The 17,160-nt window shown below is 73.4% G+C and carries 18 protein-coding genes and 1 riboswitch; of the genes, 13 read left to right on the top strand and 5 right to left on the bottom strand.

Going from position 1 to position 17,160, the window contains the following annotated elements; translation table 11 throughout:
- The first annotated feature begins 442 nt into the window (after positions 1-442).
- From AKI01S_RS21350 to AKI01S_RS21340, 3 genes are all read left to right on the top strand, one after another.
- Positions 443-1,018, top strand: a complete 576-nt coding sequence (locus tag AKI01S_RS21350) for a hypothetical protein (protein WP_067820640.1) — start codon at positions 443-445, stop codon at positions 1,016-1,018.
- Entirely contained in the window at positions 1,015-1,437 is a 423-nt protein-coding gene (locus AKI01S_RS21345) for a Rieske (2Fe-2S) protein (protein WP_067820637.1), read from the top strand. The genes AKI01S_RS21350 and AKI01S_RS21345 overlap by 4 nt, the downstream gene beginning before the upstream one ends.
- A gap of 109 nt (positions 1,438-1,546) precedes the next feature.
- Positions 1,547-2,071, top strand: a complete 525-nt coding sequence (locus AKI01S_RS21340) for a Rieske (2Fe-2S) protein (protein ID WP_083999982.1) — start codon at positions 1,547-1,549, stop codon at positions 2,069-2,071.
- Positions 2,072-2,098: 27 nt separating this feature from the next.
- Here the strand turns inward: AKI01S_RS21340 and AKI01S_RS21335 are convergent, their stop codons facing one another.
- On the bottom strand, positions 2,099-3,217 hold the full coding sequence (locus AKI01S_RS21335; protein ID WP_067820631.1) for a mechanosensitive ion channel family protein: 1,119 nt from the start codon (positions 3,215-3,217) through the stop codon (positions 2,099-2,101).
- Between the two features lie 147 nt (positions 3,218-3,364).
- Between AKI01S_RS21335 and uvrC the strand changes: the two genes are divergently transcribed.
- From uvrC to whiA, 4 genes are all read left to right on the top strand, one after another.
- On the top strand, positions 3,365-5,353 hold the full coding sequence (gene uvrC, locus AKI01S_RS21330; RefSeq protein WP_083999980.1) for an excinuclease ABC subunit UvrC: 1,989 nt from the start codon (positions 3,365-3,367) through the stop codon (positions 5,351-5,353).
- A complete protein-coding gene (gene rapZ, locus AKI01S_RS21325; RefSeq protein WP_083999978.1) occupies positions 5,350-6,228 on the top strand; it encodes an RNase adapter RapZ in 879 nt (292 codons plus the stop codon). The genes uvrC and rapZ overlap by 4 nt, the downstream gene beginning before the upstream one ends.
- A 73-nt stretch (positions 6,229-6,301) precedes the next feature.
- Positions 6,302-7,264: a gluconeogenesis factor YvcK family protein gene (locus AKI01S_RS21320; RefSeq protein ID WP_067820625.1), complete on the top strand. Its 963-nt coding sequence runs from the start codon at positions 6,302-6,304 to the stop codon at positions 7,262-7,264.
- Between the two features lie 60 nt (positions 7,265-7,324).
- A complete protein-coding gene (whiA, locus tag AKI01S_RS21315) occupies positions 7,325-8,305 on the top strand; it encodes a DNA-binding protein WhiA (protein ID WP_067820622.1) in 981 nt (326 codons plus the stop codon).
- Positions 8,306-8,354: 49 nt separating this feature from the next.
- On the opposite strand, the gene AKI01S_RS21310 is transcribed toward whiA, so the two are convergent.
- Complete coding sequence (locus AKI01S_RS21310; protein ID WP_067820619.1) at positions 8,355-8,879, bottom strand: hypothetical protein; 525 nt, start codon at positions 8,877-8,879, stop codon at positions 8,355-8,357.
- 513 nt (positions 8,880-9,392) lie between these two features.
- Between AKI01S_RS21310 and gap the strand changes: the two genes are divergently transcribed.
- From gap to glyA, 6 genes are all read left to right on the top strand, one after another.
- A complete protein-coding gene (gene gap / locus AKI01S_RS21305) occupies positions 9,393-10,397 on the top strand; it encodes a type I glyceraldehyde-3-phosphate dehydrogenase (RefSeq protein WP_067820616.1) in 1,005 nt (334 codons plus the stop codon).
- 84 nt (positions 10,398-10,481) lie between these two features.
- Positions 10,482-11,669 carry a phosphoglycerate kinase gene (locus AKI01S_RS21300; protein WP_067820613.1) on the top strand — a complete coding sequence of 396 codons (1,188 nt, stop codon included), beginning with the start codon at positions 10,482-10,484 and terminating at the stop codon, positions 11,667-11,669.
- Between the two features lie 5 nt (positions 11,670-11,674).
- Positions 11,675-12,469 carry a triose-phosphate isomerase gene (gene tpiA, locus AKI01S_RS21295; protein ID WP_067820610.1) on the top strand — a complete coding sequence of 265 codons (795 nt, stop codon included), beginning with the start codon at positions 11,675-11,677 and terminating at the stop codon, positions 12,467-12,469.
- 162 nt (positions 12,470-12,631) lie between these two features.
- Entirely contained in the window at positions 12,632-12,862 is a 231-nt protein-coding gene (gene secG, locus AKI01S_RS21290; protein WP_067820607.1) for a preprotein translocase subunit SecG, read from the top strand.
- Between the two features lie 120 nt (positions 12,863-12,982).
- The gene (locus AKI01S_RS21285) at positions 12,983-13,354 is read left to right on the top strand and encodes an RNA polymerase-binding protein RbpA (protein WP_083999976.1); all 372 of its coding nucleotides are present in this window, start codon (positions 12,983-12,985) and stop codon (positions 13,352-13,354) included.
- A gap of 91 nt (positions 13,355-13,445) precedes the next feature.
- A riboswitch (ZMP/ZTP riboswitch) is annotated at positions 13,446-13,531 on the top strand.
- A 58-nt stretch (positions 13,532-13,589) separates the two neighbouring features.
- Positions 13,590-14,861 carry a serine hydroxymethyltransferase gene (gene glyA / locus AKI01S_RS21280; protein WP_067820601.1) on the top strand — a complete coding sequence of 424 codons (1,272 nt, stop codon included), beginning with the start codon at positions 13,590-13,592 and terminating at the stop codon, positions 14,859-14,861.
- Here glyA and AKI01S_RS21275 read toward each other — a convergent pair.
- The 3 genes from AKI01S_RS21275 to AKI01S_RS21265 all read right to left on the bottom strand — a co-directional run.
- A complete protein-coding gene (locus AKI01S_RS21275) occupies positions 14,828-15,718 on the bottom strand; it encodes a M23 family metallopeptidase (RefSeq protein ID WP_067820598.1) in 891 nt (296 codons plus the stop codon). The two genes, glyA and AKI01S_RS21275, sit on opposite strands and share 34 nt — an antisense overlap.
- 72 nt (positions 15,719-15,790) lie before the next feature.
- Entirely contained in the window at positions 15,791-16,576 is a 786-nt protein-coding gene (locus AKI01S_RS21270) for a class I SAM-dependent methyltransferase (protein ID WP_067820595.1), read from the bottom strand.
- A 6-nt stretch (positions 16,577-16,582) separates the two neighbouring features.
- On the bottom strand, positions 16,583-17,160 hold a 578-nt coding region (locus AKI01S_RS21265), incomplete at its 5' end, for a GNAT family N-acetyltransferase (protein ID WP_157419989.1).

The raw sequence follows: 17,160 nt of genomic DNA, 5'->3' as shown, positions 1-17,160 counted from the left end.
TGCTCCGCGTCCGCGGGAGGGCCGCCGGGATGTCCGAACGGTTCACCCCCACCAGGGGCACCGGCCGGAACCGGGGACGAGGGAGGGGACCGGGCGCGCCCGCCGGCGGACGCGGGGGCACGGGACTGGCCGGGCCGCGGCGGCACGGCGGCGATCAGGGGAGCGGCACCGCCACCGCACCGCCGCACCCGGCCAGTCCCCTCGCCCTCGCCGCCCCGCTCGCGCGTGGTCGGATTCCTGAAACCCGCGCAGGTCAGCGGGACGGAGCGGGGCCGAGGTCGCGCACGAGGCCCACATGCTGTGCCACCACCACGGCGTCGCCGATCCCGCCCATGCGTGGCTGCTCAACGAGCTGCCAGGGCTTCCAGGACATGGGGCCCGCCTTGGGGCCGGTCCGCAACGCCGCCACTGCGGGCACCCTGCGGCTGAGCGGGGGACCTGCATGACGATCGCGCCGGTGCTGCGCAGGCGCCGGGACGGCGACGCGGCGGTCCGGCGGCTCCAGACCGTGGCCTCCCTCGCGGAGAAGGGGCGGATGAGCGCGGAATTCCGTCTGCCCGGCGCCGCCGGTCCCGTTCTCGTGGAGACCGACCTGCGCGCCGGGCAGATCGAGACCACCGTCGAGGTCCCCGCCGCCGCGCGGGCCCGCGCCCTCACCCGCGTGCAGTGGCAGCTCACCGACGCCCCTCCCGAGCCGCGCGTCGAGGCGCTGGGCCCTGGGGAGCGGACGGGGCCGTGCGAGCTGCTGGCCGACCTGGTGTCCGAGCCCGGGCCGCCGGTCCCGGAGGCGGGGGCGGAGATCGTCACGTTCCGGCTGACCCTGCCGACCCCAGGGGCGCGAAGCGGGGAACGGAGGAGTCCGGCTTCGTCCGCAGCGTGGACATGGCGATGGACCGCTTCCACCAGCGGGTTCTCCGGGCGCTCCGGGTCGAGGCGCCCGCTCCCGCCGAGGCCGCGTCCTGAACGGCCGCCCCGGTTCGGGGTCCGCGGGGGCATACAGGATCATGAAGGACCATGAACGACGATGTGACCACCGGGGGGATCGGCCGCCGCGCCGTGCTGTGCGGGGCCGGGGCGCTGGGGGCGGCCGCGGTGACGGCGGGCTGCGCGTCCCAGCCGCGCAAGGCCCGGCCCGCCGCCGACCTGAGGGGCAAGGAGATCGCCAAGACCGCCGACATCCCGGTCGGCGGCGGCAAGGTGTACGCCGACACCAAACTGGTGGTGACCCAGCCCGCCCAGGGGCAGTTCAAGGCGTTCAGCGCCACCTGCACCCACTCGGGCTGCCTGTGCAACCGCGTGAACAACGGCGTCATCGAGTGCCCCTGCCACGGCAGCCACTTCAAGGTCACCGACGGCTCGGTGGCGCAGGGCCCCGCCAGCAGCGGCCTGCTGGAGTACCCCGTGCAGGTCAGGGGCGACGGCATCGTCGTCGTCTGACCGTCACGGCTCCGATACCCCCCGGAATCGAACCTTCAAGTTTGAACCTTTCGGGTTCGGCGTACGTGTCAACCGTTGAGAACGGAACGCGACACGTGGAGGACGACCCATGGCTCAGGATCCCGCAGTGGAACCGGACGGCGCGACACCCCGGGGGGAGGGGGCGGCGCGGGACGCGACCCGGCGCGGGGTCCTGCTCGGCGCCGGGATCGTCGGCGCCGCGACCCTGGCGGCGGCGTGCGGCGGGTCCGGGGACGACGTCGGCCAGGGCGGCCAGAACGGGGGCCAGACCAGCGGCAAGGCCGGCGACCAGACCGGTTCCGGGGCCGGTGACGGCAGCGGCGGCGGCGAGGGGCTGGGCGCCGCGTCCGCCATCCCGGTCGGCGGCGGCAAGGTCTTCAAGGACAAGAAGATCGTGGTGACCCAGCCCGCCCAGGGGCAGTTCAAGGCGTTCAGCGCCACCTGCACCCACCGGGGCTGCCCGGTCGGGGACGTGTCCGGCGGCACGATCAACTGCCCGTGCCACGGCAGCAAGTTCAAGATCACTGACGGTTCGGTGGCACAGGGGCCCGCCGACAAGCCCCTGGAGGAGAAGCAGATCTCCGTCGAGGGCGACCGGATCAGGCTGGGCTGACCGGCGCCGCCGGCCTCCCCGCCGGGCCTACCCCCGGCGGCCGTTCGGGACCGGGTCCGGGGCCGGGTGGAACGGGGCGGACCGCTCGGACCCGGACACCTCCGATCCGGACACCTCCGACCCGGACATCTCGGCGCGGAACCGGGGCAGCGCGTGGGGGTAGTGCTCGCGGATGTGGGCGACCAGGTGCTCGCGGACGTCGCAGCGCAGGTCCCACGCGCTGGCCGAGTCCGCCGCGCTCATCAGCGCCCGCAGCCCCACCAGGCCGTTCGGCGTCACCTCGGTCACCTGGAGCACCCAGTCGCGCCGGTCCCACAGCGGGTTGTCCCGCAGGAACGCGTGCAGCTCGGCGCGCAGCTCCTCGACCGGCACCGACCAGTCCACGTACACCTCCACCGCGCCGATCACGCGGCTGCTGTGCCGGGTCCAGTTCTCGAACGGCCGCTCGGTGAAGTACGACACGGGCAGGATCAGCCGCCGCTCGTCCCACAGCTGCACCACCACGTACGACAGCGTCAGCTCCTCGATGCGGCCCCACTGGCCCTCGACGACCACCACGTCGTCCAGCCGCAGCGCGTCGCTGAAGGCGATCTGCAGCCCGGCGAACAGGTTGCCCAGCGCCGGGCGGGCGGCGATGCCGACGACCAGCCCGGCGACCCCGGCCGAGGCCAGCATCCCGGCGCCCAGCGCCCGCACCGCCGGGAAGGTGAACAGCGCCGCGCCCACCGCCACGATCACGATCACGGCGGCGGTGATCCGGCGCAGCAGCAGCATCTGGGTGCGGGCCCGGCGGGCGCGCCGGTTGCGTTCGCCCTCCACGCGGGTCAGCCGGTTCAGCGCCGGGTCGGTGAGGGCGTAGGAGATCCGCAGCACCAGCCAGGTGGTGGCCCCGATCGCGGCGATCCGCAGCACGTGCCGGACCGGCCCGTCGAAGGAGTCGGTGAGGAACCGGTAGGGCAGCGCCCCGCTCACGCTGACCACGGCCGCGAACGTGAACGCCGGCGCGGTGCAGCGGCGGGCCACCCCGCCGATCTGCGGCCAGCGCGCCGACAGCGGGCCCGCCAGCAGGCGTCTGGCCCCCTCCACGAAGGTCACGGACGCGGCGACGACGGCCGCGAAGACGGTCCAGGACCAGAACGCGGACACGATGGTGACGACCTCCTCGGGATGACGTGCTATCCCGATGACCGTTTCCTGATGATCTGTCGCTGAACGAGATTCATGTCACTTCCGTCCCGTGCGGCGCGGCGGGACCATCCCGCGTTGTCGGCGGCGCCCACTACGCTTGCCGTTGTGGCAGATCCGGCGACCTATCGACCCGCACCGGGATCCATCCCCGAGTCCCCGGGCGTGTACCGCTTCCGCGACGAGCACGGCCGGGTCGTCTACGTGGGCAAGGCCAAGAACCTGCGCTCCCGGCTGAACTCCTACTTCGCCGACTTCGCCGGGCTGCACCCGCGCACCCAGACGATGGTGCGGACGGCCGCCCGCGTCGACTGGACCGTCGTCGGCACCGAGGTCGAGGCGCTCCAGCTGGAGTACTCCTGGATCAAGGAGTTCGACCCCCGGTTCAACGTCAAGTACCGCGACGACAAGTCCTACCCCTACCTGGCCGTCACCCTGAACGAGGAGTTCCCGAGGGTGCAGGTCATGCGCGGCGCCAAGCGGAAGGGTGTCCGCTACTTCGGCCCCTACTCCCACGCCTGGGCGATCAGGGAGACGGTGGACCTGCTGCTGCGCGTGTTCCCGGTCCGCACCTGCAGCGCCGGGGTGTTCCGGCACCAGCGCCAGCTGGACCGGCCCTGCCTGCTGGGCTACATCGACAAGTGCTCGGCGCCGTGCGTGGGCCGGGTCACGCCCGACGAGCACCGGCTGCTGGCCGAGGACTTCTGCGACTTCATGGCCGGCACCACCGGCCGGTTCATCAAGCGCCTCGAAGCCGACATGCGCGAGGCCGCCGCCGCCCAGGAGTACGAGCGGGCCGCGCGCCTGCGCGACGACGTCCGCGCCCTCCAGTCCGCCCTGGAGAAGCAGGCCGTCGTGCTCGGCGACAACACCGACTGCGACATGATCGCGTTCGCGGAGGACGAGCTGGAGGCCGCCGTCCAGGTGTTCTACGTGCGCGGCGGGCGCATCCGGGGCCAGCGCGGCTGGGTCGTGGACAAGGTCGAGAACGTCGACACCGCCGACCTGGTCGAGCAGTTCCTGCTCCAGATCTACGGCGAGAGCGACGCGGTCCCCCGCGAGGTGCTGGTCCCGGCCCTGCCACCGGACGTGGAGGCGATGACGGACCTGCTCACCGAGCAGCGCGGCGGCCCCGTGCGCCTGCGCGTCCCGCAGCGCGGCGACAAGAAGGCCCTGCTGGAGACCGTCGAGCGCAACGCCCGGGAGACGCTGCGGCAGCACAAGACCCGCCGCGCCGGCGACCTGACCACCCGCAGCCAGGCCCTGCGCGAGATCCAGGAGGCGCTGGAGCTGGACGAGGCCCCGCTGCGCATCGAGTGCTACGACGTGTCGAACCTCCAGGGCACCAACGTGGTGGCGTCGATGGTCGTGTTCGAGGACGGGCTGGTCCGCAAGAGCGAGTACCGCCGCTTCTCGATCAAGGCGGTGGAGGGGCAGGACGACGTCCGCTCCATCCACGAGGTGATCACCCGGCGGTTCCGGCGGTACCTGGCCGAGAGCGAGAAGCTCGGCGAGCTGGCCCTCGGCGACGCGGAGGAGGACGGCGCGCCCGGCGGGCACCAGCCCCTCGACCCCGAGACCGGCAAGCCCCGCAAGTTCGCCTACCCGCCGAACCTGGTGATCGTGGACGGCGGCCCGCCGCAGGTCGCCGCCGCCCAGCGGGCCCTGGACGAGCTCGGCATCGACGACATCGCCGTGTGCGGCATCGCCAAGCGGCTGGAGGAGCTGTGGCTGCCCGGCGACGACGACCCGGTGATCCTGCCGCGCAACTCCGAGGGCATGTACCTGGTGCAGCGGGTCCGCGACGAGGCGCACCGGTTCGCCATCGCCTTCCACCGGCAGCGCCGCTCCAAGGCCATGATCGTCAGTGAGCTCGACGAGATCCCGGGGCTGGGGCCCGCGCGCCGCACCGCCCTGCTGAAACATTTCGGGTCGGTCAAGCGCTTGAAAGAGGCGACAGCGCAACAGATCGCCGAGGTGCCGGGCATCGGCCCGCGTAGCGCCGAGGAGATCGTCAGGGCCCTGCACGGGGAGACCGGGCCCGGGGCGACCCGCTCCGGGGACAGCACGCCGCACGGGGGAGAGAAGAAGCAGTGACCACCGAGACGAAGATCCCGGACATCGTGATCGTCACCGGCATGTCCGGGGCGGGCCGCAGCACGGCCGCCAAGGCCCTGGAGGACCTCGACTGGTTCGTGGTCGACAACCTCCCGCCGGGCCTGCTGGCGACCATGGCCGACCTGGGCGGCCGGGTCAAGGACGCGGTGCCGCGCATCGCGGTCGTGGTGGACGTGCGCAGCCGCGCGTTCACCGAGGACCTGCACACCTCCATCGGCGAGCTGGAGGCCCGCGGCGTCCACCCGCGCGTGGTGTTCCTGGAGGCCGGCGACGCCGACCTGGTGCGCCGCTTCGAGAGCGTGCGCCGCCCGCACCCGCTGCAGGGCGACGGCCGCCTGGTCGACGGCATCGCCCGGGAACGCGAGCTGGTCCGCGAGGTCCGCGCCGAGGCCGACCTGGTGCTCGACACCAGCGGGCTCAACGTGCACGAGCTCCGCGCCAAGATCATCGGGTTCTTCGGCCACGACACCGGCGAGTCCAGCCTGCGCGCCACCGTGGTGTCGTTCGGCTACAAGTACGGCCTGCCGGTGGACGCCGACCTGGTCGTGGACTGCCGGTTCCTGCCCAACCCGCACTGGGTGCCCGAGCTGCGGCCCAAGACCGGCCGCGACACCGACGTGCGCGACTACGTGCTGGGCCAGCGCGGCGCCAAGGAGTTCCTGGACGCCTACACCGAGGTGCTGCGTCTGCTCGCCGACGGCTACGAGCGCGAGGGCAAGCACTACGTGACGCTCGCCGTGGGATGTACCGGCGGCAAACACCGTAGTGTGGCCATGGCGGAGCAGTTCGGCGCCCGCCTGCGGGACGAGGGCATCGAGGTCCAGGTCGCCCACCGCGACCTCGGCCGCGAGTGAGCGCGTCGCCCGGACACGCCCGTCCCGGGCCCACCCACGACCCGGACACACCTACGAGGAGAGCGGTACCCCGGTGAACCCCCCCGGACCGAAGGTCGTCGCGCTCGGCGGGGGCCACGGCCTGTACGCCTCGCTGTCGGCGCTGCGCCACGTCACCGACCGGCTGACCGCCGTGGTCACCGTCGCCGACGACGGCGGCTCCAGCGGCCGGCTCCGCCGCGAGCTGGGCGTGCTGCCGCCTGGCGACCTGCGGATGGCGCTGGCCGCCCTGTGCGGCGACGACGAGTGGGGCCAGACCTGGCGCGACGTGGTCCAGCACCGCTTCCGCAGCCAGGGCGAGCTGCACGACCACGCCGTCGGCAACCTGCTGATCGTTGCGCTGTGGGAGCTGCTGGACGGGCAGGCCCCCGGCTCCACCGTGGCCGGGCTCGACTGGGTCGGGCGGCTGCTGGGCGCGCACGGCCGGGTGCTGCCGATGGCGGCGGTGCCGCTGGACATCGTCGCGCAGGTGCGCGGCGCCGACCCGTCCCGGCCCGACGCGGTCACCCAGGTGAAGGGGCAGGTGGCGTGCGCCAAGACGCCCGGCAGCGTGCTGGGGATCTCGCTGGTGCCCGCCGACCCTCCCGCCTGCCCCGAGGCCCTGGCCGCCGTCGAGGACGCCGACTGGGTGGTGTTCGGGCCCGGGTCGTGGTTCACCAGCGTGCTGCCGCACCTGAAGGTCCCCGCGCTCGCCCGCGCGCTGACCGCCACGAAGGCCCGGCGGATCGTGGCGCTGAACCTGGTGCCGCAGCCGGGGGAGACCGACGACTTCTCCCCGCAGACCCATCTGGAGGTGCTCCAGGCTCACGCCCCCGACCTGCGCGTCGACGTGGTCGTCGCCGACCGCGGCGTGGTGGACGACCCGGTCGCGCTCGACAAGGCGGCGCAGATGCTGGGCGGCCGGCTGGTGCTGGCCGACGTGGCCGCCCCGGACGGCTCGCCGCGTCATGATCCCGCCCTGCTGGCCCAAGCCTTCGTACAGATATTCGCTGACTGACGCCCAGCGCGGCCGGGATCGGCCAGACTGCTGGGAGTTCGATAGGGGGAGGGTTCGTATATGGCGATGACCGGTGTGGTGAAGGACGAGCTGAGCAGGCTCACGGTGATGAAGCCGTGCTGCCGCAAGGCCGAGGTCTCCACGCTGCTGCGGTTCGCGGGCGGTCTGCACCTGATCAGCGGCCGGATCGTGATCGAGGCGGAGATCGACACCGGGGTGGCGGCGCGGCGGCTGCGCAAGGACATCGCCGAGGTGTTCGGGCACACCTCCGAGGTGGTCGTGCTCGCGCCCAGCGGACTCCGCAAGGGCAACCGCTACGTCGTGCGCGTCTACCGCGACGGCGAGTCGCTGGCCCGGCAGACCGGGCTGATCGACAACAACGGGCGCCCGGTGCGCGGCCTGCCCCGGCACGTGGTCGCGGGGGCGGCCTGCGACGCCGAGTCGGCCTGGCGCGGGGCGTTCCTGGCGCACGGCTCGCTGACCGAGCCGGGCCGCTCCATGTCGCTGGAGGTCACCTGCCCCGGACCGGAGGCGGCCCTGGCCCTGGTCGGCGCGGCCCGCCGCCTGAAGATCCACGCCAAGGCGCGGGAGGTGCGCGGCGTGGACCGGGTCGTGGTCCGCGACGGCGACGCCATCAGCGCCCTGCTGACCCGCCTCGGCGCGCACGACAGCGTGCTGGCGTGGGAGGAGCGGCGGATGCGCCGCGAGGTCCGCGCCACCGCCAACCGGCTGGCCAACTTCGACGACGCCAACCTGCGCCGCTCGGCGCGCGCGGCCGTCGCCGCCGGGGCCCGCGTGGCCCGCGCCCTGGAGATCCTCGGCGACGAGGCCCCCGAGCACCTGGTCAGCGCCGGCCGGCTGCGGCTGGAGCACAAGCAGGCGTCGCTGGAGGAGCTCGGCCAGCTCGCCGACCCGCCGCTGACCAAGGACGCCATCGCGGGCCGTATAAGGCGTCTGCTGGCCATGGCCGACAAGCGCGCCCAGGACCAGGGCATCCCCGGCACCGAGGCCAACCTCACCGCCGACATGCTCGCCCCCTGACGGCCGCCGGGACGCGGCCTCAGGAGAGGCGGCCTCAGGAGAGGCGGCCTCAGGAGAGGCGGCGCGGCGTTCCGTCCGGGGACGCCTCGACGGTCAGGGGCCGCCCGGCGACGGTGGTCTCGATGCGCAGGCCGCCGTTCGGCGACGGCCGGGTCCGCACCCGCGCGGCCTTCGGCTCCCGGGACGGCGCGATCACCGTGAGCATCCGCACGCGTTCGCCCCGCCCGCCCAGCCGGACCACCGGCGCGGGGCGGGCGGTGCGGTGGGCGGTGGCGACCCATCCCCGCGACGGCGTCCGCGAGCCCGTCACCACCTGCGCGGGCGACGTCTCGGCGCCGTCGCCGGGCAGCGGCACCCGCACGAAGTCGACCCGCGCCTTGCCCGCCGCCGGGGGCCGGCGCCCAGTCCACCCCCCGGTCGGCGCGGCCGCCGCGCGCCACGGTGACCGGCGCGGCGCCGGGACGGCGAACCGGCCCGCGCGGACCTGGGCGGGCGGATTGTGGCGGTCCAGGCCGTTGTAGCCCAGGCACCCGGGGACGACCGGCGCGACGCGCGCGTGCGGGGACGCGGCCACCGGCAGCGCCGGGAAGACGGCGCCTTCCGGGACGATCAGCGTCGTCGCGCCGACGACGGCCAGGGCGGCGGCGAGAGCGCCGCACCGGAGGGCATACCAAGATCGTTCGTACCCGTGGCAGGAGACCCCCGGACGCCCCCGGAGGTTGCCACGGCAGCCGGAAACGGCCGGTGTCGGGCGGTGTGACGAAAAGTTTTCCGGAAGTCCGCCGAACGTTCCGCCGACCAGGCCGTTGTGTTGCGGAAAGGGTGGTTTGTTGGAAAAGCAGGATGGTGCGACCCGCGTTTTCAGGGACGGCGGGCCAATGGTCTAGACGACGTGGTCTAGACCCCCATCGGCGCAGGTGGGGTCCCCCGGCCGGGGGAGGGCGACTCACCCGCCGCGTCACGGCCACCGGTGTGGGGACGCGGCCTGCGCATTCGATAGGGTCGGAGGCGGGGGAGACCCCTGATCCACGGTAGTTAGCGGGCCCGGTGCGCACCGGGCGAGACGACGTACGAGGAGAGCCGTTCCGTGACCATCCGAGTAGGCATCAACGGGTTCGGCCGGATCGGCCGTAACTTCTTCCGCGCGGTCAAGGCGAGCGGAGCCGACATCGAGGTGGTGGCGGTCAACGACCTGACCGACAACGCCACCCTCGCGCACCTGCTCAAGTACGACTCCATCCTGGGCCGCTTCCCCGAAGAGGTGAAGGCCACCGAAGACGAGATCATCGTCGGCGGCACCGCGATCAAGGCGTTCGCCGAGCGCGACCCGGCCAACCTCAGGTGGGGCGACCTGGGCGTCGACGTCGTCGTGGAGTCCACCGGCTTCTTCACCGACGCGACCAAGGCCAAGGTGCACGCCGACAACGGCGCCAAGAAGGTCATCATCTCGGCGCCCGCCAAGAACGAGGACGTCACCGTCGTCATGGGCGTCAACCACGACGAGTACGACGCCGCCGCGCACACGGTGATCTCCAACGCCTCCTGCACCACCAACTGCCTGGCCCCGATGGCGAAGGTCCTGCGGGACACCTTCGGCATCGAGAAGGGCCTGATGACCACGATCCACGCCTACACCCAGGACCAGAACCTCCAGGACGCGCCGCACAAGGACCTGCGCCGCGCCCGCGCCGCCGCCCTGAACATCGTCCCGACCTCCACCGGCGCCGCCAAGGCCATCGGCCTGGTCATCCCGGAGCTGAAGGGCAAGCTCGACGGCTACGCGCTGCGCGTGCCGATCCCGACCGGCTCGGCCACCGACCTGACCGTCGAGGTCGGCCGCGAGACCACCGTCGAGGAGGTCAACGCCGCCATGAAGGCCGCCGCCGAGGGCGAGCTGAAGGGCATCCTGACCTACACCGAGGACCCGATCGTGTCCTCCGACATCGTCACCGACCCGGCCTCCTGCATCTTCGACTCCGGCCTGACCAAGGTCATCGGCAACCAGGTCAAGGTCGTCGGCTGGTACGACAACGAGTGGGGCTACTCCAACCGCCTGGCCGACCTGGTCAAGCTCGTCGGCGCCGGCCTCTGAGCCGCTGACCCGCCGTGCCCGTGGACGCCGCGGGCACGGCGGTCGTGTCTCCACCCGTCTTTTCACGGAAGGACCTCGCGTTCGATGCGCACCATCGACGACCTGGACGTCAGCGGCAAGCGGGTGCTCGTCCGCACCGACCTGAACGTTCCGCTGCAGGACGGCCGGATCACCGACGACGGCCGGATCCGGGCCAGCGTCCCCACGATCAAGAAGCTGCTGGACCGGGGCGCCCGCGTCATCGTCTGCGCCCACCTCGGCCGCCCCAAGGGCGAGGTGAGACCGGAGCTCTCGCTGGCCCCGGTCGCCGCGCGCCTGGGCGAGCTGCTGGGCGCCGACGTCGCCTTCGCCTCCGACGTGGTCGGCGACTCCGCGAGGGCCGCCGCCGAGGGGCTGGCCGACGGCCAGGTCGCCCTGCTGGAGAACCTGCGCTTCGAGGCGGGCGAGACCAGCAAGGACGACGCCGAGCGCGGCGCGTTCGCCGACCGGCTCGCCGCCCTCGCCGAGCTGTACGTCGGCGACGGGTTCGGCGCGGTGCACCGCAAGCACGCCAGCGTCTACGACGTCCCGCGGCGCCTCCCGCACGCCGCCGGCGACCTGATCGCCGCCGAGCTCGCGGTGCTGCGCAGGCTCACCGAGGACGTCGAGCGCCCCTACGCCGTCGTGCTGGGCGGCTCCAAGGTCTCCGACAAGCTCGGCGTGATCGACAACCTGCTCGGCAAGGCCGACCGCATCCTGGTCGGCGGCGGCATGGTCTTCACCTTCCTCAAGGCCCAGGGCCACGAGGTCGGCAGGAGCCTCCTGGAGGAGGACCAGCTCGACACCGTCCGCGAGTACCTGCGCCGCGCCGAGGACCGCGGTGTGGAGTTCGTGCTCCCGGTCGACGTCGTCGCCGCCACCGCGTTCGCCGCCGACGCCGACCACGAGGCGGTGCCCGCCGACGCCATCCCCGCCGACCGCCTCGGCCTGGACATCGGCCCCGAGTCGGGCAAGCTGTTCGCCTCCCGCCTCGCCGACGCCCGGACGGTCTTCTGGAACGGCCCGATGGGCGTGTTCGAGATGGAGCCCTACGCGCACGGCACCCGCGCGGTCGCGCAGGGCCTGATCGACTCCGGCGCGTTCACCGTGGTCGGCGGCGGCGACTCGGCCGCGGCCGTCCGCCAGCTCGGCTTCGACGAGGACGCCTTCTCCCACATCTCCACCGGCGGCGGCGCCAGCCTCGAGTACCTCGAGGGCAAGACGCTGCCCGGCCTGCAGGCTCTGGAGGACTGACCCCCATGGCACCCAAGACCCCTTCCCGTAAGCCGCTGATGGCCGGCAACTGGAAGATGAACAACAACCACTTCGAGGCGATCGCGCTGGTGCAGAAGCTGGCGTTCGCCCTGAAGGACACCGACCACGACGCCGTCGACATCGCGGTGCTGCCGCCGTTCACCGACATCCGCTCGGTGCAGACCCTGGTGGACGCCGACAAGCTGCGCATCCGGTACGGCGCGCAGGACGTCTCCCCGCACGCCTCGGGCGCCTACACCGGCGAGATCTCCGGCGCCATGCTGGCCAAGCTCGGCTGCGCCTACGTCACCGTCGGCCACTCCGAGCGCCGCCAGTACCACCACGAGGACGACGCCCTGGTCAACGCCAAGGCCCGGGCCGCCATCGCCAACGAGATCACCCCGATCGTCTGCGTCGGCGAGGGCCTGGAGGTCCGGCAGGCGGGCGAGCACGTCGGGTACTGCCTCAAGCAGGTCGATGGCGCGCTGGAGAAGATCCCCGCCGACCGGGTCCGCACCCTCGTGATCGCCTACGAGCCGGTGTGGGCGATCGGCACCGGCGAGGTCGCCACCCCGCAGGACGCCCAGGAGGTCTGCGCCGCGATCCGCGGCCGTGTCGGCGAGCTCTACGACGCCGAGACCGCCGACCATGTGCGTATCCTGTACGGCGGGTCGGTCAAGGGGAGCAACGTCGCCGGGATCATGGCCCAGGCCGACGTGGACGGCGCGTTGGTCGGTGGTGCCAGCCTCGACGCGGGTGAATTCGTCAAGATCTGCCGGTACCGGGACCTCCCGGTCTGATCAGATCTGATCAATTCGGGCGTGTCCCGGGGGTTCCTGCCGAACCAGCGAAGAGTTCGTCGTACCCTTCGTAGCTGACGGGTAAACCGTCCGGCTCGATCCTCCGTCCTTGCATATGAGAAACCCCGCGCCAGCGGGGGTGGCCAGAAAAGGCGCTGAACTGTGATCATCGCAACGTCCATCGTGCTCATCATCACGAGCCTGCTGATGGTGGTCCTCGTCCTGATGCACAAGGGCAAGGGCGGCGGGCTGTCCGACATGTTCGGCGGCGGCATCTCGTCCTCCCTGGGCGGATCGTCGGTGGTCGAGCGCAACCTCGACCGGCTGACGGTGGGAACCGGCGTGATCTGGTTCGCCTCGATCATCACGCTCGGACTGCTGTTCAAGAGCTGACGGGGCGGGCCAGGACGTCGGCCGAGCGGCCGAAGAACACGTACGATCGCCGCGCCCGTCCGCGCCTCTCCCTCGGGAGGCGCGGACGGACGGGCGGCATACAGATGCGAGGAGTAGTCCGTGGGTAGTGGCAACGCGATTCGGGGCAGCCGTGTCGGGGCCGGCCCGATGGGAGAGGCCGAGCGCGGCGACGCGGCCCCCCGGGTCTGGGTGACCTTCTACTGTGCCAACCGGCACGAGACCCGTCCGAGCTTCGCGACCGACGTCGCGGTCCCCGACACGTGGGACTGCCCGCGATGCGGGTTCCCGGCCGGGCAGGACAAGGACAACCCCCCGGCCCCGCCGAAGACCGAGCCCTACAAGACGCACCTGGCGTACGTCAAGGAGCGCCGCAGCGACGCCGACGGCGAGGCGATCCTGGAGGAGGCGCTCGCCAAGCTCCGCGAGAAGCGCGCCGCCGTCAAGCGCGCCATGGAGGCCGCGGGTCGCTGAGCCCGCCCGGCCCCACGACGGCCCGGTCCCGCCCCCGCACGGGGGAGGGAACCGGGCCGTCGGCGTCCCCGCGCCGCGGGGGCCCGCTATGCTTGCCGGACGCGACTGGCGCGGTCAAGGTGGAGACACCACCGGGGAGCGAACCATGTCCGGACACCGCGCGCCTGGGTGTACGGGCCCCTCAGCCGGGGGTGCCCGCCACGCGCCTCCGGCGTGACCCAGCGCGGAGGCAGTCATGCACCAGCCGTCCCTTCCCCACCTGCTGGCCGAGGACCCCGACCTGGCGGGGCTGATCGAGGCCGAGGCGCAGCGCCAGCACGACAAGATCAGGCTGATCGCGTCGGAGAACTACGTGTCCCCGGCGGTGCTGGAGGCCACCGGCTCCGTCCTGACCAACAAGTACTCCGAGGGCTACGCGGGCCGCCGCTACTACGAGGGCCAGCAGAACGTCGACCCGATCGAGCTGCTGGCGATCGAGCGCGCCAGGTCCGTGTTCGGCGTCGAGCACGCCAACGTCCAGCCCTACTCCGGCTCGCCCGCCAACCTCGCGGTCTACATGGCGTTCCTGGAGCCCGGCGACAAGGTCATGGGCCTGTCGCTGCCGATGGGCGGCCACCTGACGCACGGCTGGTCGGTGTCGGCGACCGGGAAGTGGTTCACGCCGGTGCGGTACGGGGTGCGGGCCGACACCGGCCGCGTCGACATGGACGAGGTCCGCGACCTGGCGCTGAGGGAGCGGCCCAAGCTGATCTGGTGCGGCGGCACCGCGATCCCGCGCACGATCGACTTCCCGGCGTTCGCCGAGATCGCCCGGGAGGCCGGGGCGGTGCTGGCCGCCGACATCGCCCACATCGCGGGGCTGGTCGCCGGCGGCGCGCACCCGTCGCCGGTCGGCCACGCCGAGGTGATCTCCACGACCACGCACAAGACGCTGCGCGGCCCGCGCGGCGCGATGCTCATGTCGACGGCCGAGCACGCCGCCCGGATCGACAAGGCCGTCTTCCCCGGCCTGCAGGGCGGCCCCCACGACCACACCACCGCCGCGATCGCGGTGGCGCTGAAGGAGGCCGCGCGGCCCGACTTCCGCGCCTACGCCGCGCAGATCGTGGCCAACGCCCGGGCGCTGGCGGAGGCGCTGGTGGAGCGGGGCTTCGACCTGGTCTCCGGCGGCACCGACAACCACCTGATCCTCATCGACCTGACCGGCCGGGACGTGCCGGGCAAGCCCGCCGCGCAGGCCCTGGACCGGGCCGGGATCGAGCTGAACTACAACACCGTCCCGTTCGACCCGCGCAAGCCCTTCGACCCCTCGGGTCTGCGGCTGGGCACCGCCGCGATCACCACGCGGGGGCTGACCGAGGAGCACATGCCGCGCGTGGCGGCGTGGATCGACGAGGTCGTGCGGGCCGCCGCCAAGCGGGACGAGACCGTGCTCGCGCGCGTCGCGGGCGAGGTCCGCGACCTGCTGGCCGCCTACCCGATGCCGGGCTGGGCCCCGGCCTCCTGAGCCGCGTCCCGCCGGGCGGTGTCCGCGGCGGGCGCGGTGAACGGCCTGCGCCCGCCCGGCACGCCCGTGTGGCGCGCGCCGTCGTCGTCGAGGTACTCGAAGGCGAACGGCAGCCCCTGCGCGAGCATCGGCCGGGCCCGGTCCATCAGGTGGAAGTGCAGGTGCGGCTCGGAGGAGTTGCCGGAGTTGCCGACCTCGCCCAGCACCTCGCCCGCCGCCACCCGCTGCCCCCTGCGGACCCGGACCGAGCCGCGCCGCAGGTGCGCGAGGACCGCGTGCACGCCGTCGCCCAGGTCGAGGGTGACGTGGTTGCCGATCACGAACCGGCCCGCCGACAGCGTCGCCAGCGACAGCGGCGACCGGAAGACCATGCCCTCGACCAGCAGGTAGAGCAGTCCGGGCCAGGTGTTGCGGGCCCGGTGGTCGCGCTGCCACCCCGAGACCGCGACCACCACGCCGTCGGCGGGCGCGTGGACGGGCCGCCCGAACGCCGGGAACGCCTCCGCCCGCGCCCCGACCACGCCGGACCGCACCGGCCTCCACTCCGCGTCCGGGTCGGGCGCGTGCACCAGGTCGATCGCGTAGGTCTGGCCGAGCTCGTGGGTGCCGTGGCTGGGGACCTTGTCGGCCGGGCTGTTGACCGGGACCCACCGCCCCTCGACGGGGGAGCGCAGCGGGACCGGGGCGCGCCCGGCGGGCCGGGTCGGCAGGAAGGCCAGCACCAGGCCGGCCAGGATGAGCGCGAACCCGGCCGCGCCGAGCCCCCCGACGCCGTGCAGCGGCTGGGTGAGCGTCACCGCGATGCCGACCAGCACCGACGGCGTTCCGAACCGGGACAGGGCACGCGGAATCCTCATGCCTCCGAAATTACGGAATTTCGGAATTGATGTCAACGGCGCGGGCCGGAACGGGGCGCGGTCACCGGCCCGTCACCGGCCCGCGCGCCGGAACACGGTGATCATCCGCCACGCCTTCGGGTCGCGCAGGTCCACGTCGGCGAAGTCGCCGTGGCGCGCCACCGGCTCCAGCGCGCCCGACAGCCGGACCGCCGCCTCCAGCTCGGTCGCCGACCAGAACCGGTAGGGCACCATGTCGCGGATCACCCGGGTCGTCCCGGCCTCCTCGATCACCATGGTCACGTGGTCGTCGGCGATCTGGGTGACCGGGTCCAGCCGGTCGGCCGGCTCGCCCCAGCGGACCGTGGCGCGGACGCCGTCGCGCTCCACCGTCCAGGCGGTGGACACGCTCGGGTCGTCGCCGAGCCGGTCGCGGGGGTGCGACATCTCCAGCACGTACAGGCCGTCGTCGGCCAGGTGCTCGGCGACGCGGTCCAGGTGCGCGGTGAACGCCTCCAGCGTCATCAGGTGCGAGGTGGAGTCCAGCATGGTCACCACCAGGTCGAACCGGCGGCCCAGCGCGAACGCCGTCATGTCCTCCTGCACGACCTCGATCTCCAGCCCCGCCGTCCGCGCGACCCGGTCGGCGTGCGCGCACATGGCCGGGTGCAGGTCGAGCGCGGTCGCCCGCAGCCCGCGCCGGGCGAACTCGCGGGCGTGCTCGGCGGGCCCGGCCGCCAGCTCCAGCACGGTGCGGGGCGGCGCGCCGCCCGGCCGGTGCCGCCCGCACCAGTCCAGCAGCACGTCCACCTCGGTGGTCACGTCGCGGAACGCGCACGCCAGTTCGTAGGCCCAGGGATCGTCGTAGATGCCGCTCACGGGCCCCTATCCTGCCAGCGCGCCCCCGGGGCCGGGGTCCACGGCGCCCGGCGCGGCGAAGCGGCCGTCCAGCCGCATCCGCACCTCCACCACGCCGGGCTCCCCGGTGCGGCGGGTCCGGCCGCCCAGCGAGGCCAGCAGCCGCCGCATCCGGACGTTCTCGCCGAGCGCGGTCGCCCGCAGCTCGACCAGGCCGCGTTCCCGGCCGAGCCCCAGCAGCAGCCCGGCCAGCGCCCGGCCGAGCCCGCGGCCCTGCCAGGCGTCCTCCACCAGGAACGCCAGCTCCGCCACGCCCGGGTCCAGCACGTGGATCAGGTGCGCCAGCGCCAGCACCGACCCGTCGGGGCCCTCGGCGACGAGCGTCAGCCCGTGCGCCGGGTCGCAGAACAGCTCGAACGACCGCCGCGACAGGGACGGCTTGGGGCTGAAGTACCGCATCCGCCGGCTGTCCAGCGAGCAGCGCTCGTGCATCGCCCGCACCGCCTCGGCGTCGCCGCGCGCGACCGGCCGCACCAGCACGCGCGTGCCGTCGCGCAGCGTCACCGCGCGCGAGCCCGGCGGCGGGGAGGGGTGCGGCAGCGCCG

This window comes from Actinomadura kijaniata NBRC 14229, from assembly GCF_001552175.1.
In the GTDB taxonomy this organism is placed as follows: domain Bacteria; phylum Actinomycetota; class Actinomycetes; order Streptosporangiales; family Streptosporangiaceae; genus Spirillospora; species Spirillospora kijaniata.
This window is presented reverse-complemented; position numbering and strand designations above follow the sequence as displayed.